At 37.0% G+C, this 24,321-nt stretch carries 19 protein-coding genes; 9 read left to right on the top strand and 10 right to left on the bottom strand.

The window, feature by feature from the left end; translation table 11 throughout:
* The first annotated feature begins 41 nt into the window (after positions 1-41).
* From thrC to AC27G3_RS00725, 3 genes are all read left to right on the top strand, one after another.
* Entirely contained in the window at positions 42-1,346 is a 1,305-nt protein-coding gene (gene thrC, locus AC27G3_RS00735; RefSeq protein WP_487117905.1) for a threonine synthase, read from the top strand.
* Between the two features lie 134 nt (positions 1,347-1,480).
* Positions 1,481-2,155, top strand: a complete 675-nt coding sequence (gene ung, locus AC27G3_RS00730) for a uracil-DNA glycosylase (RefSeq protein ID WP_487117904.1) — start codon at positions 1,481-1,483, stop codon at positions 2,153-2,155.
* Between the two features lie 18 nt (positions 2,156-2,173).
* On the top strand, positions 2,174-2,701 hold the full coding sequence (locus AC27G3_RS00725; protein ID WP_487117903.1) for a DUF6942 family protein: 528 nt from the start codon (positions 2,174-2,176) through the stop codon (positions 2,699-2,701).
* Between the two features lies 1 nt (position 2,702).
* Here AC27G3_RS00725 and AC27G3_RS00720 read toward each other — a convergent pair whose 3' ends face one another.
* The 6 genes from AC27G3_RS00720 to AC27G3_RS00695 form a co-directional block, all read right to left on the bottom strand.
* The gene (locus AC27G3_RS00720; RefSeq protein ID WP_487117902.1) at positions 2,703-4,028 is read right to left on the bottom strand and encodes a 3-oxoacyl-ACP reductase; all 1,326 of its coding nucleotides are present in this window, start codon (positions 4,026-4,028) and stop codon (positions 2,703-2,705) included.
* Between the two features lie 167 nt (positions 4,029-4,195).
* Positions 4,196-5,401 carry an organoarsenical effux MFS transporter ArsJ gene (gene arsJ, locus AC27G3_RS00715; RefSeq protein WP_487117901.1) on the bottom strand — a complete coding sequence of 402 codons (1,206 nt, stop codon included), beginning with the start codon at positions 5,399-5,401 and terminating at the stop codon, positions 4,196-4,198.
* Positions 5,402-5,407: 6 nt separating this feature from the next.
* Complete coding sequence (locus AC27G3_RS00710) at positions 5,408-6,418, bottom strand: ArsJ-associated glyceraldehyde-3-phosphate dehydrogenase (protein ID WP_487117900.1); 1,011 nt, start codon at positions 6,416-6,418, stop codon at positions 5,408-5,410.
* Between the two features lie 46 nt (positions 6,419-6,464).
* Positions 6,465-7,484 carry an ACR3 family arsenite efflux transporter gene (gene arsB, locus AC27G3_RS00705; RefSeq protein ID WP_487117899.1) on the bottom strand — a complete coding sequence of 340 codons (1,020 nt, stop codon included), beginning with the start codon at positions 7,482-7,484 and terminating at the stop codon, positions 6,465-6,467.
* A gap of 32 nt (positions 7,485-7,516) precedes the next feature.
* Positions 7,517-8,344, bottom strand: coding sequence for a metalloregulator ArsR/SmtB family transcription factor (locus AC27G3_RS00700; protein WP_487117898.1), 828 nt, complete (start codon positions 8,342-8,344; stop codon positions 7,517-7,519).
* A gap of 105 nt (positions 8,345-8,449) precedes the next feature.
* Complete coding sequence (locus AC27G3_RS00695) at positions 8,450-9,019, bottom strand: GNAT family N-acetyltransferase (protein WP_487117897.1); 570 nt, start codon at positions 9,017-9,019, stop codon at positions 8,450-8,452.
* Between the two features lie 91 nt (positions 9,020-9,110).
* Here AC27G3_RS00695 and AC27G3_RS00690 point away from each other — a divergent pair, with 91 nt between their 5' ends.
* From AC27G3_RS00690 to AC27G3_RS00680, 3 genes are all read left to right on the top strand, one after another.
* Positions 9,111-10,460, top strand: a complete 1,350-nt coding sequence (locus AC27G3_RS00690) for an NAD(P)/FAD-dependent oxidoreductase (protein ID WP_487117896.1) — start codon at positions 9,111-9,113, stop codon at positions 10,458-10,460.
* A 121-nt stretch (positions 10,461-10,581) separates the two neighbouring features.
* Positions 10,582-10,998: a hypothetical protein gene (locus tag AC27G3_RS00685; RefSeq protein WP_487117895.1), complete on the top strand. Its 417-nt coding sequence runs from the start codon at positions 10,582-10,584 to the stop codon at positions 10,996-10,998.
* A gap of 2 nt (positions 10,999-11,000) precedes the next feature.
* On the top strand, positions 11,001-11,453 hold the full coding sequence (locus AC27G3_RS00680) for a hypothetical protein (protein ID WP_487117894.1): 453 nt from the start codon (positions 11,001-11,003) through the stop codon (positions 11,451-11,453).
* Between the two features lie 162 nt (positions 11,454-11,615).
* On the opposite strand, the gene AC27G3_RS00675 is transcribed toward AC27G3_RS00680, so the two are convergent.
* Positions 11,616-13,997 (bottom strand): Ig-like domain-containing protein, encoded by a 2,382-nt coding sequence (locus AC27G3_RS00675; RefSeq protein WP_487117893.1) that lies wholly within the window; start codon positions 13,995-13,997, stop codon positions 11,616-11,618.
* Positions 13,998-14,101: 104 nt separating this feature from the next.
* On the bottom strand, positions 14,102-15,055 hold the full coding sequence (locus AC27G3_RS00670; RefSeq protein WP_487117892.1) for a D-2-hydroxyacid dehydrogenase: 954 nt from the start codon (positions 15,053-15,055) through the stop codon (positions 14,102-14,104).
* A gap of 318 nt (positions 15,056-15,373) precedes the next feature.
* Here AC27G3_RS00670 and AC27G3_RS00665 point away from each other — a divergent pair, with 318 nt between their 5' ends.
* From AC27G3_RS00665 to AC27G3_RS00655, 3 genes are all read left to right on the top strand, one after another.
* Positions 15,374-17,398, top strand: coding sequence for an alkyl/aryl-sulfatase (locus AC27G3_RS00665; protein ID WP_487117891.1), 2,025 nt, complete (start codon positions 15,374-15,376; stop codon positions 17,396-17,398).
* 109 nt (positions 17,399-17,507) lie between these two features.
* Entirely contained in the window at positions 17,508-18,719 is a 1,212-nt protein-coding gene (locus tag AC27G3_RS00660) for an iron-containing alcohol dehydrogenase (protein ID WP_487117890.1), read from the top strand.
* 72 nt (positions 18,720-18,791) lie between these two features.
* Positions 18,792-20,291, top strand: coding sequence for a DUF1254 domain-containing protein (locus AC27G3_RS00655; protein ID WP_487117889.1), 1,500 nt, complete (start codon positions 18,792-18,794; stop codon positions 20,289-20,291).
* Positions 20,292-20,354: 63 nt separating this feature from the next.
* Here the strand turns inward: AC27G3_RS00655 and AC27G3_RS00650 are convergent, their stop codons facing one another.
* Together AC27G3_RS00650 and AC27G3_RS00645 are read right to left on the bottom strand one after the other, a co-directional pair.
* The gene (locus tag AC27G3_RS00650; RefSeq protein ID WP_487117888.1) at positions 20,355-21,401 is read right to left on the bottom strand and encodes an AraC family transcriptional regulator; all 1,047 of its coding nucleotides are present in this window, start codon (positions 21,399-21,401) and stop codon (positions 20,355-20,357) included.
* Positions 21,402-21,629: 228 nt separating this feature from the next.
* On the bottom strand, positions 21,630-24,050 hold the full coding sequence (locus AC27G3_RS00645) for a TonB-dependent receptor (protein ID WP_487117887.1): 2,421 nt from the start codon (positions 24,048-24,050) through the stop codon (positions 21,630-21,632).
* Between the last annotated feature and the right edge of the window lie 271 nt (positions 24,051-24,321).

The raw sequence follows: 24,321 nt of genomic DNA, 5'->3' as shown, positions 1-24,321 counted from the left end.
ACCTTGTTAAATACCAAAGAATTGATAGATAGGAAAATTTCGTGAAATTTTATAATTTAAAAGAAAATGATGAAGTCGTTAGTTTTGCTGATGCAGTCAAACAAGGCTTAGGAAAAAACCAAGGTTTGTTCTTTCCACAAAGCATGCCAAAGTTTGACAATATTGATGAACTTTTAGCATTACCATTGGTTGAGCGCAGCGTTAAAATCCTTCAACCCTTTGTGGAAGAAAGCTTGACCACTAAAGAGTTAACTGAAATTGTTACTGATGCATTTAATTTTCCAGCATTATTACAACCAATCAATAGCGAACGCGCTATTTTAGAATTATTTCATGGGCCTACCTTAGCGTTTAAAGATTTTGGCGCACGCTTTATGGCAAAATGTTTACAAGCTTTTTGTGCCAAAGATAGTAAAGAGTCGGGCGTAGAGAAAAAGCTAACCATTTTAACTGCAACATCGGGTGATACTGGTGCGGCGGTTGCGCATGCTTTTCATGGCATTGATAATATACGCGTTGTGATCATGTACCCTAAAGGTAAAATTAGCCTGTTACAGGAAAAAATGTTTACTACCTTAGGCGGGAACATTGAAACATTAGCTGTTGATGGTGATTTTGATGATTGTCAGGCACTTGTTAAACAATCTTTCGACGACAAAGAGCTTGCTAATACTATTGGCTTAAATTCAGCTAACTCGATTAATATTAGCCGTTTACTTGCACAAATTTGTTATTACTTTGAAGCCGTTGCGCAACTTTCTCGTGCAAAAACTGAGTTAGGTGAAGTGGTTTTTTCTATCCCAAGTGGTAATTTTGGTAATTTAACCGCAGGTTTATTTGCTAAAGCGATGGGGCTACCTATTAAGCGTTTTATTGCGGCTACCAATGAAAATGATACGGTACCGCGCTATTTAGCAACAGGTGAATGGTCACCAAATGATACGGTTGCAACCATTTCTAATGCGATGGATGTGAGTAATCCCAATAATTGGCCACGCGTTGAGCATATGCTTAAATCAGGCATTGTTGATAAAGATTGCGTTAGCTCAGTATCTATTGATGAAGAACAAACACAATCAACACTTATCGGTTTAAGCAAATTAGGCTACATAAGTGAACCGCATGCCGCTGTTGCTTATAAAGCTCTGCAGTACAGTGCAGAAGAAGGCGAATTTGGTGTATTCCTAGGTACAGCTCATCCAGCTAAGTTTAAAGATGTAGTTGAAAGTATTTTAGGTCAGATGATTAGTTTACCTAAAGAACTTGCTGATTGTGCTGGTGAACCCATTCTATCAAAAGATTTGGCGGCAGATTTTACTGAGTTACGTGCTTATTTGCTTGGTTAATTTATTCGATATATTGGTATAAATTGCACAATGCAGATCATATAATTTAAAGCTGATAGTATCTCTATCAGCTTTTTTTATGGCTGTTAAAGAACGGTTAAGCTTAGTTAGTTAAACACCAACCAAGGATATATATGTCTTTACCCCCTTTGTGGCAAGCATTGCTAAATCAAGAAAAAGCCAAACCCTATTTTCAAGCATTAACAAGCGAAATTGCTGAACAACGCAGTAGCGGAGAAGTTATATATCCGCCAGCAGAACAGGTTTTTAACGCATTTAACGGTGTTGATTTGAATGAGGTTAAAGTCGTTATTCTAGGACAAGATCCTTATCATGGTGAAGGACAAGCGCATGGCTTAGCTTTTTCAGTATTACCTGATGTCAAAGTGCCGCCTTCATTAGTTAATATTTATAAAGAATTATCGACTGATATTGACGGCTTCATTACGCCAAACCACGGCTTTCTTGAACCATGGGCGAAGCAGGGCGTATTACTACTTAATACGGTATTAACGGTTAAACAAGCTAGCGCGCATTCACATGCTAAGTTAGGTTGGGAAACCTTTACTGATGCTGTCATTGCTAAATTAAATGAAGACAATGAACATTGCGTATTTATTTTATGGGGGGCTCATGCACAAAAGAAAGGCAGGGATATCAACACAGATAAACATTTAGTGTTAGCTGGACCTCATCCTTCACCATTATCTTCGTATCGAGGGTTTTTCGGTAGTAAACCTTTTTCACAAGCTAACCAATGGTTAGCAAGTAAAAATGAAACTATTATTGATTGGCGTTTAGATAAATAATTAGGTGGGCTATCAACTGTGAGCTATGAAGTAGGGTTAGGTTGTGAAAATTACACGATTGCGGTTTATATCGAAAATCGTCCGCCTCTATACGAATACCAAGCATTGGAAGAAATAACGACTGTAACAACAGGTGAGATTAGCGCTATCGGTCAACAATGCGGTAATGGTTGGCGAAAAGTTTTTAATGTGTATGCCAAATTGTTATTCGCCTTAGACAAAGAGCAATTTGGATTTACGAAATTGGCCGCTACTTGGCAAGCCTATCGTGACCGCTTTTTATTACAGAAAAACTCAAACACGGCTTTATTGTTTAATGCGCCCTTGAATTGTTCTACCCATAATGCCATTCATATTATTATTGGCCGAACGTATGCAAAAAAGTTAGCTAATGCCAATCAGCTCAAAGGTGATTTAACTTGGCTTGATGAAGAGTTTGCTATTAACCATCAGCACCGAATGATTGTTTGTCCCTATTTCGATTATCGACAATTATCCAATATCAAAATTGAACGCTTAGCTAACCTGATGAAAGACTTTAACTAATCTAACCGCCAATAAAGTTAAGACCACACACTCTTACTGTTTGTCCTGACACACCATAGCTTGCCTTTTGTGAGAAGAAGGCAACCGCTTCGGCTACATCTTGTGGAGTACCGCCTTGAGAAAGGGCATTCATTCTTCGTCCCATTTCACGGGTCATAAAAGGAATTTGTTCGGTCATTTTTGTTTCAATAAAGCCGGGTGCAACGGCATTAATGGTGATATTACTCGAATGGCCGTCAGCATCTGTCTTGTTTAACTCTTGCGATAAACTTGAGACATAACCAATTAATCCTGCTTTAGAGGTCGCGTAATTCGTTTGCCCTACTTGTCCAGCAAAACCATTCATTGACGACATACAGACAATTCTGCCGTCAGTGTTTACTGCATTATTTTCAAGCAAACATTGGTTGATTTTTATGACCGACAGCAAGTTAATATTCAGAGTGCTTGTCCACCAATGCTCAGGCATTTTAGCGAGAGTTTTATCTCGAGTGATCCCTGCGTTATGCACGATAACATCAAATCCTGTAAAGTGATTATCGGTTAAATATTGAAGTAGTTGTTTTCCTGCATCGTCGCCACTAATATCAAGTGATATAGCATCACCTTCAATGTGTTTCATGTTTTTTATCAACTCATTTTCAGCTTGAGGAATATCAACACCAACGACTTTAAACCCATCTCGCGCTAAGGTTTTTGAAATGGCTAAGCCAATGCCTTGGGCAGCACCTGTAACTAACGCTATTTTTTGTGATTGATTGATATTGCACTGTTGTTTAATTGCTGAAACTTCAAAAGATTGACCACTAATGAACGTGGATTTTGAGGAGAGTAAAAAATTCAACGCTCCATCTAGCTCAAGTTCTACCTTGTTTTGCATATAAATAATATTAACGGTTGAACCTTTGCGTCCCACTTCTTTAGCAAGACTTTTAGTAAAACCAAGCAAGCTTCGACTAAACGCTTTCCCTTGGTGGGATTGGGCATCAGTATAAGATTGTGCAATTAATACAATACGAGCATTTGCTTGAAGTGATGGTAAGACTGGACTTATTTGATGATACAGATCATTAAAGCTATTCTCTTCGCTAAATTGACTGGCATCTATTACTAGCGCAGGAATTTTAGTTTCGCTTAATGGAGAAAACTCCCCCAATACTTTTACTGATAAACGTTTTAAACAATCGGTGATAACAGGTGAAATATCTGAACTAATTGATAGCGCTAAAACAGACTCAGGCAATAAATTAGTACCGTTAAACCGTAACAAATTAACAGGTTGAGGAAAGCCTAATAGTGAAAATATTTTATTGGTAATTGCTGTCATGGAAGTCGGTTTCTTATGTCTATGATGATAAAAGTACGGTTATCTGGCTACTATGAATTAGCTTGAGTGTTATTACTAGGTTTCTGCGATTATAGCGGCAATTAATAGGGTAAATGTTTATGTTTCTCTATTATTTGATTTTTTAAGCTATATAACAATTTGAGAATCTAGCGTTTTAGATTTAATGATAACAGTGATGCTATCGCTAAAAATAAACTAGAGATCCATAAACAGGCTTCTAAACCATAAATTTGATATACCCAGCCAGAAAGCATAGTGCCTATTAATCTGCCCATGGCATTTGCCATATAATAAAAGCCAACATCAAGTGATACGCCATCCTTACCAGCATAACTGACAATTAAATAACTGTGCAGTGATGAGTTAATGGCAAAAACAGCACCAAACAAAAGTAAACCAATGATGATTGACGGTTGAATGTGAAAATTAAAATGTAAAGCGAGCGCAATTAATAGCGGGATAAATGTCAGGTAGCTTGCCCAAAGCACTGCTGCTTGTCCTGTGGGCACTTTACCTTGTTTTTTACCTGTAAAGTAGGGAGCAAGCGATTGAACAACACCATAGCCAATCACCCAAGTTGCCATGAATGTGCCAACTCGCCAATGATCCCAATTAAAAGTTACTGCTAAAAAAACAGGTAAGGCGACAACAAACCAAACATCTCTAGCGCCGAATAAAAACATACGTGCAGCTGACAAAGTATTGATAGAGGAGCTTTTTGAAAAAATGTCCTTAAATTTTGGGGTGAATTTTGCCTTTCCTAAATCTTCCTTTAACATCATTAAACTAAACAGCCACACAAGTGTTAATAGCGAGGCCATTAATATTACAGCTCCTTTAAATTCTAGTAGGGTAAGTAATAAGCCACCAAGAAAAAAACCAACACCTTTTAAAGCGTTTTTCGAACCTGTTAAAATAGCTACCCATTGATAGAGTTTATTGTCAGCGTTATCGGGAACTAAGAGTTTTATCGAGCTTTTCGCACTCATTTTATTTAAATCTTTGGCAATACCTGATAGAGCTTGAACCGCCATAACATAAACTACGGTTAACATTTCTGCAGGGACAGCTAACATACTCAGCGCAATTATTTGCAGCGCTAAACCGATATTCATGGTTTTATTTAAACCAAGCTTTGTTCCTAGCCAACCGCCAACAAGGTTAGTAATAACACCAAAGACTTCATAAAAAACAAACAACATGGCAATGCTTAATGGGTTATAACCAAGCTGATGAAAATACAGTACAACTAACATACGCAATGCGCCGTCAGTTAAAGTAAATGCCCAATAGTTGCCTGTTATTACTAGATATTGTTTAACTTGTAATGACAAGCCAGATAAAATCGCCATTTATCACTATTCCTTGTCGGCTAAGCCAACCATACGGGCTAGCTCTGCGGTTCTGTTGGCATACCCCCATTCGTTGTCATACCAAACATATAACTTAATCTGAGTACCGTTAACCACCATAGTTGATAGCGCATCAATAATGCTAGAGCGCGGATCTGTTTTATAATCAATCGATACCAATGGTCTTTCTTCATAGCCCAGAATATTGTTTAGCTCGTTGTCAGCTGCTTGCTTAAGTAATTGATTCACTTCCTCAACACTTGTGCTGCGAGATACTTCAAATACACAGTCGGTAAGTGAAGCGTTAGCAAGAGGAACACGGATAGCATGACCATTTAATTTACCTTTAAGCTCAGGAAAAATATGAGTGATAGCGGTTGCCGAACCTGTGGTTGTTGGGATTAAACTCATACCGCAGGCGCGTGCTCTGCGTAAATCTTTATGGGGCGCATCTAATATTGTTTGGGTGTTAGTGATGTCATGAATCGTTGTCATTGAGCCATGTTTGATGCCTAATTTTTCATGAATAACTTTTACAACAGGAGCCAAGCAGTTGGTTGTACACGAAGCTGCGGTGACTATTGGGTGGATGCTTTTGTCGTATAGGTTTTCATTAACGCCCATAACCACATTTAATACACCGTCTTCTTTTACTGGTGCGGTAACGACCACTCGTTTAACACCTTGTTCTAAATACGCTTGCAATAACGCTTTCGTTTTAATTTTTCCTGACGCTTCAATTACCACATCACAGCCTGACCAATCTGTCTCATTGGTGGCTTTATTTTGTGTACATGGGATTACTTTGTCATTAATGACGATTGCATCACCTTGATGAGTTGCCTCATGGTGCCAGCGACCGTGTACTGAATCAAAAGTCATTAAATGAGCAAGTGTTTCTGCGTTGCCAGCCGGATCATTGATGTGAACAATCTCAACATCTTGCCAGTCGAATGCTGCACGCATAGATAATCGTCCCATACGGCCAAAGCCATTAATACCAATTTTAATCGTCATTATGTCGTCCTAAAAATATTATTGTTGGTGTTTGTTCGCACTACTGTTATAAGTTTTGCTGTAGTTGACGCTGTTTATAATTTATGAAATAAACTAATGACAACATCACAGGTACTTCTACTAATACGCCAACCACTGTTGCTAAGGCGGCGCCAGAATGTAAACCGAAAAGTGAGATAGCTACGGCAACAGCTAATTCAAAAAAATTTGATGTGCCAATTAAGCATGCAGGTGCTGCGATATTGCTAGGCAATTTCATCCACGTAGCTGCGAGGTAAGCGATAAGGAAAATACCATAAGTTTGTAGCATCAACGGAATAGCAATTAATACAATGGTTTGAGGATCTGCGATTATAGTATTGGCTTGAAAACCAAACAATAAAACAACAGTGGCCAGTAAGCCTATCATTGACCAAGGCTTTAATATCGTTAATAAATGGTTCAGTGTTTTTTCGTTATTATTGAGTAGCTTTCGGGTAATAATGCCGGCAACTAAGGGAAGTAACACATATAAAACCACAGAGGTAATTAATGTTTCCCAAGGAACGGTAATGTCGCTAACACCTAGTAAAAGGGCAGAAATAGGTGCAAAGGCAAAGATCATAATAACGTTATTTACAGAGACTTGAACTAAGGTGTAATTAGGATCCCCTTTGGTTAATTGTGACCAAACAAAAACCATGGCAGTACAAGGTGCAACGCCAAGTAAAATCATGCCTGCAATATATTCTTGTGCTGAAGACGGATCGACAAAATCAACAAACAAAGTATTAAAAAACAGCCAACCTAAAGCGGCCATAGTAAAAGGTTTAATTAACCAGTTAATGATGATTGTGAGCACTAAGCCTTTTGGATTTTTACCAACATCTTTGATTGCTGAAAAATCAATTTGTACCATCATTGGATAAATCATTACCCAAATAAATACAGCGACGGCAATGTTAACGTGAGCAATTTCAAAGTTGGCAATTGCTTGAAAAGCATTAGGTTGCCATAAGCCTAATGTTACCCCTAGCATGATGCTTAATGCTACCCAGAGTGATAAATAGCGTTCGAAAATTCCCATGACTTAATCCTTAATTGATTATTATTAATTAATTATTTGCAGAAGCTTTCTTTGTTAGGTCTGTTAGTCATCTCGTTTAAACGATGAAGCTCAGGTTCGATTAAACCAACATTATTTTCTGTGGTTTGAGCAATTACCGTTTTTGCCCATAAAGGAAGTTTAGGGTTAATGCGATAAAAAACCCATTGTCCATGTTTTCTGTCTGTTATAACTTGGGCTTTTTTTAACACGGCTAAATTACGAGATACTTTGGGCTGGCTATCTTCATCAAGGGCAATCATTAATTCACACACACATAACTCTCCATGATAATGAGCTAGGAGTAGCGTTTTTAATCGAATTTCATCTGAAAGGCTTTTATAAAAAGTAATAGGATCAATAATGCTGCTTGGTTCATTGTTTTTTCCAACAGGGTTAGTATTAGGTTTTGGGCTAGTATTAACAGTTCTACCTTCCACTAATAAAAACATAGATAAACGATTATTTAACTCGTTTAAAGTAATTGAAAAAGGATTATCACCTGCACGTGATTTAGGATCTGGAAAATCCCAAGCTAATTGTTTACCTGCGTTAGGGTAACTTCTACATTCTGCATTGGCTTTATCACAAAGTGTAATAACATAATCAAAGGATTGATTTTCAAAGACAGATACATTTTTAGCAATTAAGCTTTCAGTGCTTAAGCCAAATTTACTTAATGCTTTTATTGCTCTTTTATCAACAGCTTCTGGATGTGTTCCGGCACTGAAAACAGTGTATTGATCGCTCGCTTTGTGTCGCAATAAAGCTTCAGCCATTTGTGATCTAGCTGAGTTCCCTGTACAGAGAAAAAGTACGGTACTCTTTTTTGGGCTTTTCATAAATTGTCACTAAATGCATAAAAACGTATATATGAAATATTATATATACATAAAGTGATATGTAAATTGATTGTTATAGTTAAAGCTTAAATTGATTGACTAAGGTTAGCAATCAAAGTGAATTATCATTTCTGCTGCTTCACAATGGCAGTCGTGGCCACATAAAATACAGTTGTAACCTTCTTTACTCGCTTGGTTCCACTTGTCAGGATGAGAGGTTACTAATTTGCCGCCACATTTTGTGAAATACTTCACTGCGCTATTGCCTGGGCTTTGTTTCCATAAATGACTCACTCCCGCTAATGCCCCTTGTTTTTTCGCTGCATCAATAGATAGTTGTAACAATTGTCCACCAATACCGTGTCCGCGATAATTTTCATCTACGGTATTACATTTAAAGTAACAAACATTTTCGCTAGGTACTTGCCAAAGCTTAGGGCTGCACCATTGATCTATATCCCATTGACCTATAGCGTAAGTAATACGAAAACCTACCAATTTATCCTGATCATAAACAACAAAGCCGGCATTTATTTCATTAAAAATGCCTTTTAAATACCACTGCATAAGGTTTTCTGGAGTTAAATAACCATCACCATGAACAAAGTTTCCGAGCGCAATAACAGCTGAAAAATCAGCGGGGGTTAAATTTTGATAGTTGAAGTATTTTGACATAATAAGCGTTTAGTTTAGTTTCTCTGATGTAAGTTTAGCGCTTTAATGGCATAGTTTGCCAGTGTGTTAGTTGATGTTTTTTGGAGTAAATATGTACGATCCTTTGCACGATTCTTCACCGGGGTGTGGTGAAAAATACCCTGATAGCTATTGGGCCTCTATTTCTGGGGGGAATTCGGGTAAAAAACCTCAAGATGACGGTCAATTGATGCAAGATATTGACGTTGATGTTGCTATTATCGGGGCAGGTTACACAGGTTTGTCTACTGCACTGCATTTAGCTAAAGAGCATGGTATTAAAGCGCATGTTCTAGAAGCTAATCAAACCGCTTGGGGCTGTAGCGGTCGAAATGCAGGATTTATTTTAAAGTCATCTGGGCGTAAAGCTTATTCCACTATGCAAAAGCAATGGGGAGAAGAAGTAATGCGCGGTATTTATGCTGAAATGTGTGAAGGTGTTGATACGGTAAAAAGCTTAATTAGTGAAGGTATTGATTGTGATCAGCAAGAAGCGGGGTTTATAAAAGTTGCTCATAAACCTAACATGTTTAAACAATTAATTGCTCAAGCTAAGCTACAACAGCAAATGTTTGGTTATGATGTTCAGGTGTTAACTCAGCAAGAAGTTCGTCAGCAATATATGGATGATAGAAATGCCTATGGTGCGATACGCTATCAAGATGGTTTTGGCATTAACCCATTAAAACTTTCTTGGGGTTATCAAAAGCTTGCCCGCGAAGCTGGCGTTAAAATTCATACGTCTTCACCTGTTGAAAATTGGCGAGAAGAAGGAGGTTTTCAATTATTACAAACACCGAAAGGGCAAGTTAAAGCGAAGAAGGTAGTTATTGCCACTAACGGTTATACGCCAAAAGGTTTCCATGGTTTAATTAAAAATAGAACCTTACCTGTATTGTCTCAAATTATAGTGACTGAGCCATTAACAGAGCAGCAATTAGCCGAATGTAACTTTTTAACCAGTAACGTTGTTATGGACACTCGTGCGTTAAAATATTATTACCGAAAACTACCTGATAACCGCATTCTTTTTGGTGGTAGAGGAGCAATTACAGGTAAAGGCGCTGAAGACCCTTACTACGCTAATCGCTTGTTAGAAGTTTTAAAAACAAGCTTTCCTCCTTTAGCACAATTAAAATATACCTATGCATGGTCAGGCTGGATTTGCATGGCGCTAGATGATTTACCTCATGTTTATGAGAATGAAAAAAATTCCGTTTTTTATAGTATGGGCTATTGTGGTAGCGGCGTGTCTTTTTCAGTACAAGCAGGTAAAAGGCTCGCACAAAAAGTGGCAGGGCAATCAACGCCTAACTTGCCTTTATATCAAAAAGCGCTGCCAAAATTTCCTTTTGCACCATTAAGAAGAGTCGGGCAATGGGGCTATTTTCATTATGGGAAGATTAAAGATAGTTACTTTTAACTTTTTAATTAATTGAATTTATGGCATATTTAGCAATCAACAATAAAAAACTTGGATAGGGCATTAGTGAAAATCCCTATCAGTAAACTGTTAGCTAAATTCCATGCAAGGAAGCATAAGAATGCCATTAATTCCTCAGTCTATAAATGCTGTAACCATAAGATATGCAAACTCGGTAAATTTAAATGTCGAACAAACCCTTTTGACAGCATTGCAATATTGCATTAAAAAGGATATCGCCAAAGGGTATACGCTTTCACAAATTTATATTTCTTCTGCAAATGATTCTCATAAATTTCCTAGTCGTCATGTCCAAGGTAATGGAAAGGCTGTAGATATTTCAAGAATTAATGGAAAAAAGATGTCTGTAAATTACGGGACGGATAAAGAAGTAACAGCTATAGTTGATGCTATGCAGCAAAAATTTGAAACCGCTCCTGCTAGAAGAGAGAACTTTGGTCCTTTTACAAAGAAAAAACTTGGTGGGGCACACTCAGTCTCAGGACATAAAGATCACATACATTTTTCGGTAAATTAATAATGAAAATTTATTTATTACTTGTAGCCTTGATCCCCGGCTATTGCTTTTCTGAGACATTGAAAAGCTTACCAGTAGTGACAGGCATATCAAGCGAAGTATTTGCTCTTGGTAATATTTATGACCTGAATAAAAAAATTGTCACAAAATTTGATAAACAACATTGGATTAAATATATAGAAGCTGCTGATTATTCATCTACTTGTATTGCTGAAACTGATATTATTTGTAATTATGATTATTATTTTTCAATTTCAGGGCTTGATAATTCAGCTGACTACAATGTTTATAAAGTATCTAATCTTGGTGAAATTACTAAAGTAGAATGGTTAACCGAAAACATTTTAGAAAGTAAGTTACTTCTAACATTCAGAAGCTACAAAAAATCAAAAGCGATAACTTTAGTTAAAGAGCTATTAATAAAACCATCTGGCGCATATTTAGCTAACAAGTGACTATTATTTGACTTAACATTTTTTGATGCTTAACAATGGCTTTGATTATTTATTAAGTTGAATATTCTTTATTATAGCCCACATAACGCATTAATTTCAGACAATAAAAAGCCCTAAATCATCAAACTTAGGGCTTTTAAATAAGGCTTAAAAGTAAAGTCGTTATTCAAGCTCAATCGCTTTAAAGAAGGAAGTGATAATGCCAGATGGCGAGGTTATTGTGAAAGTTAAAAAGCCACTTTCTGCATCACCACCTACAGTGTTTTGAACCGTAAAATTCATACGAGTGGGTTCGTTCGTGTTTGGAATTGAACTACTGGTTACGCCAATTAAGTCACCCGCGGTTGTTGAAATCGACACGCTGGTTCCTGCTGGCATTGCCTGTCCTGCTAAATCCGCTACGGTAAATGTTAATGCTTGGCTGCCACCATCAACAATGACAGGGATGGCGGTTTCAATATTTTGAATACTGTCTTCAAAAACAGTTGCACCATTAAACAATACATAACTTGCCGATGAACTCGACATAATAAGGGTTAAAGATTTACGTACATGAATAGAGTTACTTGAGCTACATTTATCCCCTTGACACTGCGGACCATTAAACTTGTCATCTTCATGGGTAAATAATTGGTCGTTATCGAAGTCTAGAAATACTTCACCACTGTCATATAAGTTATTCTCATTATCGTCACGCCAAGCTTCAGACATATCAATAAAGCCAGACGCTTGAGCATTAAAACGACCACGACCTGAGGATACTTCTTGGCTAACAATCGCATCACCATCATTATCAAAGGTATTATTACCATTGGTATCAAAAAAGGTTTCATGGCCAACGGCTGTCGCTAAAATAGTGATGCGATGATCATCAACTCTTGGTTGTGCACTGGTCCAGGTTACCGTGCAATAACCTGCTGTTGTAATACAGCTTGGCTCAATAACACCACCTTCAGTGGTGAAGTTAACTGTGGTGCCATCGGGTACAGGGTTATTAAAGTTATCGGCTAGCCATACACTAATCTCAGAAGTTGTCCCGTTGAGGCTTGCTTCTGGATTTAACGGGTTGGCGGCGATAGTTAATGAGCGTTGTTCTGGTAAGCCAGTATTCACGGAAAGCAAGTCTGATTGTGTTTGAACACTGACTTCATTTCCATCAACTGTCATTAGAGCTTTTGCCGACACTCTTACAGCGGTAGGCACAGTACCTGCCGCTACTTGAGTGGTGATAAGTCCTTGGCTATTAGTGTGTCCACTAGTGCGACTTAGTGTAATACCACCGACAGTAGTATTTAAGATAAATTCTACTTCTTGATGAGTTAATAAGTTACCGAGGTCACTTTTCACCATAAACGTTAAGGTAGAAGTTTCTTGTCCGCCTGTTCCTTTTAAAACGATTGACTCAGGTTCAGCTGAAACAAATTCAATAGAACCCAGTTGCTCGCCAGAAATATTAATGTTTGCTGTGGCCGTATTTGTTAAGCCGTTAACAGTAATTGAAGCGATAATAATATCTTGTGTACCAGAAGTACCTGCACAAGCCACATCTTCATAAGTGGCTTTGGCACTACCTTTAATGCTATAGACGGTATCGTCGATATTGGCCTGATTACTTTGCACGCAGTTAGAACTAAAAGTAACTAAAGCAGGGCTATTAATTAAACTGTTAGTACTGTCAACTAAGTCAACACTCAGGCCTAATGTGCCACCAGCACTTATTGTGTTAGTGGGCAGGGATAACTGAATTTCACCTTCTATAAATTCGTTATCAGCATTGAAGTATCCTAATCTAATCTCGTCATTTATTGCTGAAGTATCGCTTGGTAATATTTCATAATTAAGGCGATTAATTATAGGTGTTGAGCTTGAATCGCTTGCTAGTGTTGCAGTAATGACCCCTGCACCGATATTATCATCATCGCTGGTTAATGTGGTATGAGCAATACCATTGATGGTCATTGCCGAAGCGGTTTTAAGGTTACCAATATCTGCAGTAAATGTGACAATTTCGCCATCAACTGGTTCGCCGTCGTTGTTTTTTATGGTGGTGCTGATAGTAACGAGTTGGTCTGACTTAAATTGATTAACTTCATTTCCGTTTACGAGAAGCTGTGTCGACATAGAGGTTAGTTGGCTATCATCGCTACTGCTAAGGTATTCATAGTCTTTTTCACTCATTAGCTCAGAAATGGTTGCTGTAGCAGTTGCCGCGCCCAGTGCTAAATCGCTATTTGTTACAGTAACTACTGCAACACCGTCAGCATTAGTTAATTTACTGCTAGGCGTTAAAGAGCCAATATCAACACTAAAGTTAACCGATTTGTTGCTAACGCGCCTACCATTTTCATCAAGCACTAATGCTGATAACGTTATAATATCATTAACATTAAAGCTTTGTTGAGTTTCTCCGTCAGCATTAATTATTGATAAACTAATGCTGTCTGGTGTTAAGTCCACACCAGTATCATTTTCACCTGAACTTCCATTACAGCCTGTTAACGCTAATAGAAAAACAAATACAAATGCGGTTAAAATTTTGTTCATTGGCGTAGGCCCTTAATGATAGTACAAAAACTAGCGTTCAATTATTTCAAGTCATTTAAGGATAAAAGTCTCGTAGCTAAATGTCCATGAATATCAAGCAGCTTTTAATTAATTCGATTTAAATTTTGCTTGTTTTGATAACTGGCAATATTGTCAGCTAATATATTGATCAGTTTTTGTTGAGCTTCAATGCTTGCCCAAGCGATATGAGCGGTAATTTTTAAGTTTGGTAACTGGTTAGCGATAAGTAAATGATCGGCAGGCGGAGGCTCTTGCTCTAATACATCTAAAACCGCATAAGCAATAACCTGTTGCTGCAAAGCATTATATAATGCTTGATTATCAATTAAAGCGCCTCTTGCGCTGTTAATCAGCATGGCATTGCTTTTCATCTTCGATAAAAATTGTTGGTCAACAAGTTTTTCTGTGTCATGAGTGAATGGGCAATGCAAGGTTATAATATCCGCTTGTTCAACTAACTGCTCAAAGGCAACTCGACCAGAGCGAATAACGGTTTCACCTTGTCTTTCAGCTATCAGCACTTTCATATCAAAAGCATAAGCAATTTTCGCTACGGCTTTACCTAAATCACCGTAACCAATAATCCCTAATGTTTTACCTGCTAACTCTGTAATGCCATTGCCGTGATAACAAAAAATAGGGCTTAACTGCCATAAACCTTGCGCAGTATTTTGTTGATGGTGATGTGTTTGAGAATAGTATTCACAAATTTGTGAAAACACATACTGTGACACTGAATTATTGGCGTAACCACTGACATTAGTAACGGCGATATTTAAACGAATAGCCGCCGTAATATCTATATTATTTGTACCTGTGGCGGCAATACAGACAAGTTTTAATTTAGGAAGTTGCTCCAAAATTTCAGCCGTTAATAATACTTTATTGGTAATAATTATCTCTGCATGAAGACAGCGGGTCACTATTTCTGCCGAAACTGTGGTTTGGTAACAAGTCAGTTGACTAACTTGCTCACCTATACATTGAAGTACAATATCTGCGCTAAAGGTTTGTTTATCAAGAAATACTGCGTTCATAGTTGATTTTTATTTGTCAATATTAGTTAGGTTACATTAGATATTGATACTACAGCAAGCTTAACCTAAAGGATGCTTTGCCAAAGCATCGATAGAAAACTGCCAAGGTCAACTGTATTAAATTGGTAGTAATAATATTATTTTTTAATCACGGTAATTAGTTATTAAAAACAACTAACCCAGAAATTATTTAAATAAAGGATCTTCACTACTAAAACTGTCGTTTGATAACTAATTGTTGTCAGTTAAAGACAGTAAATAGTTATCGATAGCCTATATGATAATCGAAAGATAGTAATAAAGGTAGAGGCGAAAAGGATGCAAAAATCATTGTTAAAAACGACATCTATAAAAGTGATGTTTGTATGGGTGTTGTTAATGTTAATTAGTATGTTATCAGCATGTCAGCCTCAGCTATTACCAATTGATAAAAGGTTAAATCAAAGTGAAAATATTACTTCTACAACTCAGCAAGTTCAACAAAGTGTAAGACAAAAATTAGATTTATCTAATAAAGTCGATTTTGAACAAGCGAACAAAGGCTTAATTGCCAAAGCTCCCATGGAAGCGATTTTAAACTCGGCAGGTGAAGTTATTTGGGATAATTCTGCTTATAGCTTCATTAAAGGTGACGCCCCTGACAGCGTAAATCCTAGCTTATGGAGACAAGAAAAATTAAATAATATTCGCGGCTTATTTAAAGTTAGCGATGGTGTTTATCAAGTCCGTGGTTTTGATTTTGCTAATATGTCGATTATTGAAAGTGACAACGGTTGGATAATAGTTGATCCGCTTACGGCAAAAGAAACAGCACAAGCTGCACTCAAATTTGCTCAGCAATATTTGGGGGTAAAGCCTATTAAAGCCGTTATTCTTACCCATGCGCATATGGATCATTTTGGAGGTGTTTTAGGTATTGTTTCTCCTGAAGAAGTAAAAGAACAGGGGATTCGGGTAATTGCACCTGAAGGGTTTATGGAAGCAGCGACCAGTGAAAATATCATTGCTGGTATTGCTATGGCACGTCGGTCTGCTTATATGTACGGAAAAAACTTACCAAGAAATAATGAGGGACATATAGGCTCAGGATTAGGAACAGGCCCTGCTTTTGGAACCTTTGGTATTATTACACCAACCGAACTCATTTCTGTAAACAACACGGTAAAAACAATTGACGGTATTGAGTTTATTTTTCAAAATGCTTCAGGTACTGAATCTATAGCAGAACTAACTTTTTATTTGCCAAAACTGAATATATTTTGTGGGGCAGAACTCGTTTCCCGCAATATGCATAATCTTTATACTTTACGGGGCGCTCAAGTGCGTAACGCTTTGGATTGGAGTAGCTCTATAGATCAAGCATTACAGATGTTTGGGGAGTCTAGAGTGTATTTTGGTAGCCATCATTGGCCAATTTGGGGCAACGAGAATGTAATAACTTTTTTAACTAATCAAAGAGATTTATATAAATATATACATGATCAAAGTGTACGTTTACTTAATCAGGGCTTAACGGCAGATGAAATTGCAGAACAAATGGCCTTACCAGAGTCTTTAGCTAATTATTTCTCTAATAGAGGTTATTACGGAAGTTTGTCACACAATGCTAAAGCAGTTTATCAATATTATATGGGATGGTTTGATGCTAATCCTGCTCATTTAAATCCTCTGCCAAAATCTCTGTCATCAAGTAAGTACATAGCTTTGATGGGAGGAGAGGATCATATACTTGTTCAAGCTAAAGTCTCTTTTGATAAAGGAGAATATCGTTGGGTAGCAGAGTTACTAAACCATGTGGTATTCGCAAATCCTGACAATAGTAAAGCTAGTGCTTTACTCGCCGACACCTATGAGCAATTAGGTTATCAATCTGAATCAGCGGCCTGGAGGAATTTCTATTTAATGGGAGCAATAGAATTAGAAAAAGGGGTGTCAAATAGAGGCATTGACTTAGCATCCATGGAAGAGATTTTAAAAAACACACCAGTGTCTAAATTCTTTGAATCTATGTCGGTCCGTTTAAACAGTGAAAAAGCAAAAGATGAAACTTTTAAAATAGTTTTGAATTTTACCGATATCAATGAAAGCTACTTATTAATACTAAACAATTCAGTTTTGCATCATTATAAAAGGGAGAAAGGTGCAAAACTAACAAAAGGTGAGGTTAGCGCAACCTTATCGCTGACACATAGCCTTTTTGTAAAAATTCTTATTGGTAAAGCAGGTATTAAAAATACCTTGTTTTCAAATGACCTTTCAGTTGACGGCAGTATTATAGATTTGATTAGCTTTTTTAGGTTGTTCGATACACCAAGTGGAAAATTTAATATTGTAACGTCTTAAAGAACACATTGAAAATTGTCACTTTAAACACAGCTTTTGTCATTTAATGAACAGTAAAGTTATTTCAGTAATGCCAAGATAAAGTTATTGGTAAATGAAAGGAAAATATATGTTTTTCATTAAAGTTGTGTTTTATAAAGTGTTAATGACTGGTCTTAAACTTGCCGTTAAATTTATTCCTCAGCCACCCCCTCTTATTTTTTCGGGAAAAGAGTCATCTTTAGAGCTCGTACAGTTAATAATAAACCAAAACTTTAAGCGTGTATTACTTGTTACTGATTCAGTACTTTATCAACTTGGTATCGCTGATGACATTTGTCAATTACTAAAAGAACATAATATTCAACTCTCTATTTATGACAAAGTTTTACCAGACCCTAATGAAATTATTGTAGAGAATGGAGTGAAATGGGCAAAAGAACATCATTGTGATGCTGTACTTGGCCTAGGCGGAGGCTCTTCTTTAGATGCTGCTAAAATGATCGCCGTGTTAGTAAATTCCTCTAAAGCGGTTAGTAATGTTGCTGGATTTTTAAAAATCAAGCAAAACGGTTTACCTTTGTTTTTATTACCAACTACATCAGGTACAGGGTCTGAAGTGACTATGGCTGCGGTAATAACTGACAGTGTTAATACGGAAAAGTTACTTGTTATTTCACCAAAAATTATGCCTTTAGCAACGGCACTTGATCCTGTATTAATGGTAGGTATGCCAGCTAAAATCACTGCGGATACTGGATTTGACGCATTAACTCATGCGATTGAAGCCTATTTATCAACGCATGCCAATGAACACACCAACCGTTATGCACTTACGGCTATTCAACTTATTTTTAAAAAATTACCTATTGCTTATCAACAAGGTGATGACTTTGAAGCTAGACAAGCATTAGCGTTAGCCTCTTGTTATGCAGGCTTGGCTTTTACAAAAGCGGGGTTGGGATATGTACATGCAATATCTCATCAAATAGGTGCTAAATACCATCTGCCTCATGGCATGACAAATGCGGCTGTGTTGCCATTAGTGCTCTCTTTTACAGCGAAGGCTTCAGAGCAACGTTTAGCTAATCTAGCCAAAGAGATAGGCTTATCTACGGCAGGGTTAACAACCAGTGAAATGGCTGAATTGTTTATAGAAGAGGTCAAGGAGTTGAGGAAAGTTGTCGCTATCGAAGAAACTTTACCTTCGATAATAAATGAAGATGTTACCACCTTAGCAAAAGCAGCGCTTAAAGAAGCTCATTATTTATATCCAGTACCTAAATACTTAACTTTATCAGGTTGTGAAAAACTGATTAGACAATTGATCCCTGTGAGCTAAAAAGTGGTCAATATTATTTCCATGAACAGGGTAAGAAATATTAAAAAACAATCCGCTAAGAAGGAGCAGAATATGTTTAAAGCAGTAACGTGTAACATAAAACCAATCGTAACTATGGTGTTATTTTCAAGTGTTTTCGCACTAAGTACTTCAGCCGTAGCTAATAATATACTTAAAGTTTTTAAAGTGAATAATAATCTGTCTATGGAGGCTATAAAGGCGGCAGATAATAAAGCAAAAGAAGAATGGGCATACAGTGTGGGGATTCAAGCTTTTATGTTTACTGTTCCAATGGTAATGCATGACGTGCAACGTGATATTCGAATGAATTTACCTTTGATTGAAAAAATTAAAGGTAAATGTCCTTGTGCACCAGTGGGGCAGTGGGGGCATTCAAGTAATTTAGCAACTGCTGATGATGTAATGCCATATACACCTAACAGAGATACTGTCTATTCTGGGCTTTCCGCTTCTTTAGCTAAAGAGCCTATTATTCTTGTAGTTCCACCAATCAAAGATAGATATTACTCGTTACAAATTGGTGATGCTTATATTATAAACCAACATTATATAGGAACAAGAGCTACAGGAAATAATGGGGGGAACTATGCCCTTGTTGGACCTACCTGGCAGGGTAAATTACCTGCGGGAGTGGTTGAGCTGAGAATGCCTAATGACTCTGCCTTAGTTGCCTTGCGTATTGCTACGTATACGGAGACTGATGAAGATGTTGCACTGATTAAAGAGTATCAGAAGCAATTTGATGCAGTGCCATTATCTCAGTGGGGCTTGCCTAAAGATAAGCGCACTTATGATTTACCTAAACTTGCTAACACTAGTATGGGGAAGGGAGATTTAGGGTATTTTATTTATGCGGCTGAACTATTGAAAGAGAATCCACCGGTTGGGGCTGATAGAGTGCTACTAAATACTTTTAAACATATTGGCTTATCTGATACTGAAGCTTTTAACCCTAAATCTTTAGACCCTGCTATCCAACGTGGTTTGGCTCGTTCTGTCCAAGCGGGTATTAACATTATTAAATGGAAAGTGAAGTTTCGAGGGACGCAAAGTGAAAACAAATGGAATGTCGACTTTATTGGCGGTGATTATGGTACAGATTATTTAGCGCGTGCTGAAGGTGCGGTCCAAGGTTTATTTGTTCATTCACCAGAAGAAGCGCTATATTTTCATAGTTATTCGGACAGTGAAAACGAACCATTAGTTGGTAATAGTAACTATAAGCTGCACTTTGATAAAGGAGAACTACCTAGCACTGCTGAATATGGTTTTTGGTCAATTACTATGTATGGTGATGATTATCAATTAGTCAGTAATGAACTAAACCGTTATTCCATCAGGAAAAGTACCCAGGGGTTAAAATTTAATGAAGATGGTTCACTTGACATATATATTCAAGCTGAACCGCCAGAAGGACTAGAATCAAACTGGCTACCAACCCCGAAAGAAGGTATTTTTAGACTCAATTATCGTGTTTATTTACCTAATCAGGAAGTTCGTCAGTGGGATACGGTAGAGCATTATTTACCTGGTATTGTTAAGCAAAAGTAAAAGAATCATACAAATAATTAATAAAAAACCTAGTAACCATATGAAGTTACTAGGTTTTTATGATTAATCAATGAGGAGTTTATGTCCATGTTGATCTCGGTAACTTTTGGGGCTGGTATTTGTCCAGCGTCGAAAAGCTCGAGTAAAGCCACTTTGATCGGAAAAACCTAACATGTAGGATATTTCAATTAAAGGTACTCGTTGTTCTGACAATAATTTAATGGCCATGTGATGTCGGCATTCATCCAGCAATTCATTAAAACTTTTACCTTCAGCTTTTAGTTTTCGCTGTAGAGTACGTAACCCTAAATTAAGCGAGCTGGCGATCTTGTCAAGCTCGATATCCCCCTTAAGAATATTGTCAAGAATATGAGCTTTTACCTTGGTTGATATTAAATCTTGGCTGAAACGATTTAAATGCTCATCAATCCACTTTTCTAATGTATTCGCAAGAGCTGGGTTTGCTAGCATTTGTGGTTGTTGAACATCAGCAAGAGAAAAGCTAATTTTATGATGGGATTGATTAAATAAAACCGGACACCTAAAAAACGTTTCATATGTTCTTTTATATTGTGCTTTATCGTGTTTAAAATGAACTTCTAGAGGACTAAAGTTTTCGGTGGTCATAACTCTAGAAAGAGAAACTAAAGTCGCCATAAAAGCTTCAATGGCCTCTGTTGAAACAGGTTCGTTTTCTTTAGGAATATCAATATGTAAAATGACTTGGTCGTCGTCTATTTCTAACGAATGCATAGCAGCATCGGTAGTCATTTTAAAATAACGAATACAATGTTTAAAGCCTTCTAGAATATTTCGACTTGAAGCAAAAGCTAATCCAACTGCGCTGTACGTATTTGGTTGAAAAAATTTGGTCAATCGTAAAGAAAAACATTGATCTTCTGTTTCTTTAACAGCGAGTTGCCATAACACAGCCATTTGTTTTACCGGTAAGCGAACTTCAGGATTATTTTGAATAGCAGTTAAATCAATATTACTTTGTGCAAATAAAGTGTGGCTATCAAGCCCATAGCTTTCAATCGCTTTAGCAATTAATAGTGCCCAACTTCCTATAGTTGTTGGGGTATTGGGAATTAAGGTGCTGCTGTTCATGGTTGTATAAGCACATGACTATTCAAGATAAATATGATTATATACTAGGTGAAAGTTTGTATTATGTCTACGCTATACAACGTGGATATATTTTTAACTGCGTAACTGTGTCCGTTAACTTAGTTACCTCACTTTTGATTGATTAATTGATAACATTTTAAGTTATTCATAAAAAAAACCTTAGGTTACGACAACCTAAGGTTTATTTAACCGAACGGTGATTATGGCTTAATAAAATGTGTAACTAAATTGCACTCCAATATTCCGTCCAGGTTCTACCATGTTAGCATAACCTCCTGTAGTAAAAGGTAAGTCAAAACTAAAATTCTTGGTTATCTCATTAGTTAAGTTTTTACCCACTAATGCAACTCTCCAGGTTTCCTCATAAGCTAAAGCAATACTAAGGTTTATTTTTGTATAGGCACTTTGTATCGTAAAAGGGTTCAAATCTGTTGAAGTATAAAACTCAGAACTGTGATTAACAGCTAAGTTAGTGATTAATTCAAAGTTATTGAAAATGAATGTGGCATGTTCAACACCTATATTTGCAGTGACTTTAGGAACTAAAGCATTTGTCTCTCCACTTAAATCACAAGAAGTACCAGTTTCATCGAGATCGTCAGAAACTGCAACATTACTTGTAAAGCATTTAGCTCCCTTGAATTCATCCCATTTAAAATCAAGTAAGCCAAGTCCCCCTGTTAGGGTTATTTCGTCTGCTACAGCCCAGCGCCCATCTAACTCTATGCCCGAAGTTGTTGCTTGACCAGCATTCTCGACACTATAACCCACTTGTCCATCAAAGACAGACGTTTGTAAATCATCAAATTTCATTTGAAATATTGCAATATTAAGTTCTGCTGCACCTTCATCTAATGTCATTTTGCTACCAAGTTCATATGAGAGAACTTCTTCGTCTTTAAACTCGAAGTTGCCTCCTAAATTAGATCTGGCATCAAAACCACCTGATTTAAAGCCTTGGGCACTTTTAGCGTAAAGCATAATATCATCGTCTAATTGATAGCTTAGAGTTAACGAAGGTGTCACACTTTTTTCTGTGATCGTACCCGAGATTAAATGTTCATCTATCGTCGCAAAAATAGGGTTGGGAATGTTTTGTGTTGGAGTACCTAATAATAAAGGATCCAAATATGGAAATTTATCCCCTAACATTAATGCATATGCATTACCTGGTAAGCCAGTTAAGCCAAAATTATTTAACGCAGGCATTAAAGCTGGCGGTTTCACTAAGACAGATTCTTGAATGCGTTGACCTGTTAAAGGGTCAATAATAACCATTTCTCTTTGACCTTTTTTTCGCTCCTCGGTATAACGAACTCCAAGTGAGACAGTAAATTCATCAGTAAATTTATAATCTAATTGGCTAAAAAGTGCCCATAAGTCAGAGTTTGTTTTAAATTCACGCTCTCCACGTATTGCTAATGGGTATACTTTTGAACTTTCAGAATACTCTAAATCGGAAGTTTGAAAGTAGGCGCCAATAATATAGTCAAGGGTTTCTCCGCCAGGCGATGTTAACCGAATTTCTTGACTAAACTGTTCATAGTTTTCGTTAAAGGCAGGGGAATAAATTAATGGGCGGGCAGTATTGTCTTGATCCTTTGCACCGTCTAAGTTGTAATTTTGCCAACCAGTAACTGAGTTAATTGTATGTTCTCCTAACTCATAAGAAACATTTAGCGTCGCATGATCAGCTGTAGATTTTTCAAATTGTTTCTCACCTAAGGCAGGGGTGGTATTTGCTGTCTTAAAATCTAAGTTATACTCTCTTAAGCTAGCTAGTAATGCATTTGTTTGAGGAGTGTTAGCTTCAATAAGATAAGGTTCAACGGTAACAACCGAATTTCGACCATTAATTTCATCACTATCATGTTGAATTTTTAGATTAGCATTTAATTTATCAGTGATATCCCAATCGAGAGTGAGTCTTGCTGCAATATTTTCTCTTTTTGGCTCATTGTCACCAGTGACTACATTTTGAATATAGCCGTCATCTTTCTCAGATTTGAGTGCGAGACGAGCACGCAAGTCATCAGTTAGACCTCCAGATACCGTGAATTCCATATCTTGTTTATTAAATTCAGGTACATAATATCCTTTTATTGTCGCTTCAAATTCATCGGTGGCATTTTTAGAGGTAATATTCAAGGCGCCAGCAGTGGTATTCATACCAAATAAAGTACCTTGTGGACCTCGAAGAACTTCAATCATATCAATATCTAAAAAAGCAGTGCGCATTAAAACTGCACGACCACGATAGATACCATCAACGTAAGTACCAACAGTTTGCTCAAAGCCTTGATTAGGGCCTGAGCCTAAACCGCGCATATAAACATTAAAGCTTTGTCCTGATTTTGTTACTGTAAAGTTAGGTACGTATTCAGACATTTCTTCAACTTGATTAATGCCTGCATTGTCTAATCTGTTACCATCTAAAGTTGTAATAGAGGCTGGAACATCCTGTAAACTTTGTACACGTTTTTGTGAGGTAACTTCTATCACCTCTAAAGCAGCGATTTTTTCTTTTTGTGCATTATCTTCATCTGCAGAAATGGCTGTTTGATGATTAAAGGCAGTTAACAAAGCGAGTGTAACTGCAGTTTTATTAAATTTTTTTGTAATATTCATAGAATCCCCATGTATTTTATACACTTAGTTTTACTTGTTATTCTCTAAACTACTGCAAGGCAGCTGGTTTATGAATAATTAGCTTATTATAGTAACTACAAACATACATAAGGGGGGGCAAGTGAAGCTTGAATATAAGCGTCAATTAGTATCCATGATACGACAGTGGTAAATAAGAACGATATGATTTTGTCTTGTACGATTAGTCTCTGAAGTTGTGCTTAAATTGATTTACTACAATAATGTAGTCGTATTGAATGATTTGCTCTAA

The sequence above is a fragment of the Colwellia sp. SU-HH01217 genome (genome assembly GCF_057543495.1).
Note: the sequence above shows the minus strand (reverse complement) of the source record. Positions and strands in the feature narration are given on the sequence as shown.

Excerpts from the sequence above, each read along its gene's own strand:
- ung (WP_487117904.1), top strand. The coding sequence starts at position 1,481 with ATGTCTTTACCCCCTTTGTGGCAAGCATTGCTAAATCAAGAAAAAGCC.
- AC27G3_RS00695 (WP_487117897.1), bottom strand. The coding sequence starts at position 9,019 with ATGTCAAAATACTTCAACTATCAAAATTTAACCCCCGCTGATTTTTCA.
- arsB (WP_487117899.1), bottom strand. The coding sequence starts at position 7,484 with ATGGGAATTTTCGAACGCTATTTATCACTCTGGGTAGCATTAAGCATC.
- AC27G3_RS00670 (WP_487117892.1), bottom strand. The coding sequence starts at position 15,055 with ATGAACGCAGTATTTCTTGATAAACAAACCTTTAGCGCAGATATTGTA.
- AC27G3_RS00645 (WP_487117887.1), bottom strand. The coding sequence starts at position 24,050 with ATGAATATTACAAAAAAATTTAATAAAACTGCAGTTACACTCGCTTTG.
- AC27G3_RS00680 (WP_487117894.1), top strand. The coding sequence starts at position 11,001 with ATGAAAATTTATTTATTACTTGTAGCCTTGATCCCCGGCTATTGCTTT.
- AC27G3_RS00650 (WP_487117888.1), bottom strand. The coding sequence starts at position 21,401 with ATGAACAGCAGCACCTTAATTCCCAATACCCCAACAACTATAGGAAGT.
- AC27G3_RS00700 (WP_487117898.1), bottom strand. The coding sequence starts at position 8,344 with ATGAAAAGCCCAAAAAAGAGTACCGTACTTTTTCTCTGTACAGGGAAC.
- arsJ (WP_487117901.1), bottom strand. The coding sequence starts at position 5,401 with ATGGCGATTTTATCTGGCTTGTCATTACAAGTTAAACAATATCTAGTA.
- AC27G3_RS00655 (WP_487117889.1), top strand. The coding sequence starts at position 18,792 with ATGTTTAAAGCAGTAACGTGTAACATAAAACCAATCGTAACTATGGTG.
- AC27G3_RS00690 (WP_487117896.1), top strand. The coding sequence starts at position 9,111 with ATGTACGATCCTTTGCACGATTCTTCACCGGGGTGTGGTGAAAAATAC.
- AC27G3_RS00685 (WP_487117895.1), top strand. The coding sequence starts at position 10,582 with ATGCCATTAATTCCTCAGTCTATAAATGCTGTAACCATAAGATATGCA.
- AC27G3_RS00720 (WP_487117902.1), bottom strand. The coding sequence starts at position 4,028 with ATGACAGCAATTACCAATAAAATATTTTCACTATTAGGCTTTCCTCAA.
- AC27G3_RS00710 (WP_487117900.1), bottom strand. The coding sequence starts at position 6,418 with ATGACGATTAAAATTGGTATTAATGGCTTTGGCCGTATGGGACGATTA.
- AC27G3_RS00660 (WP_487117890.1), top strand. The coding sequence starts at position 17,508 with ATGTTTTTCATTAAAGTTGTGTTTTATAAAGTGTTAATGACTGGTCTT.
- AC27G3_RS00665 (WP_487117891.1), top strand. The coding sequence starts at position 15,374 with ATGCAAAAATCATTGTTAAAAACGACATCTATAAAAGTGATGTTTGTA.
- AC27G3_RS00675 (WP_487117893.1), bottom strand. The coding sequence starts at position 13,997 with ATGAACAAAATTTTAACCGCATTTGTATTTGTTTTTCTATTAGCGTTA.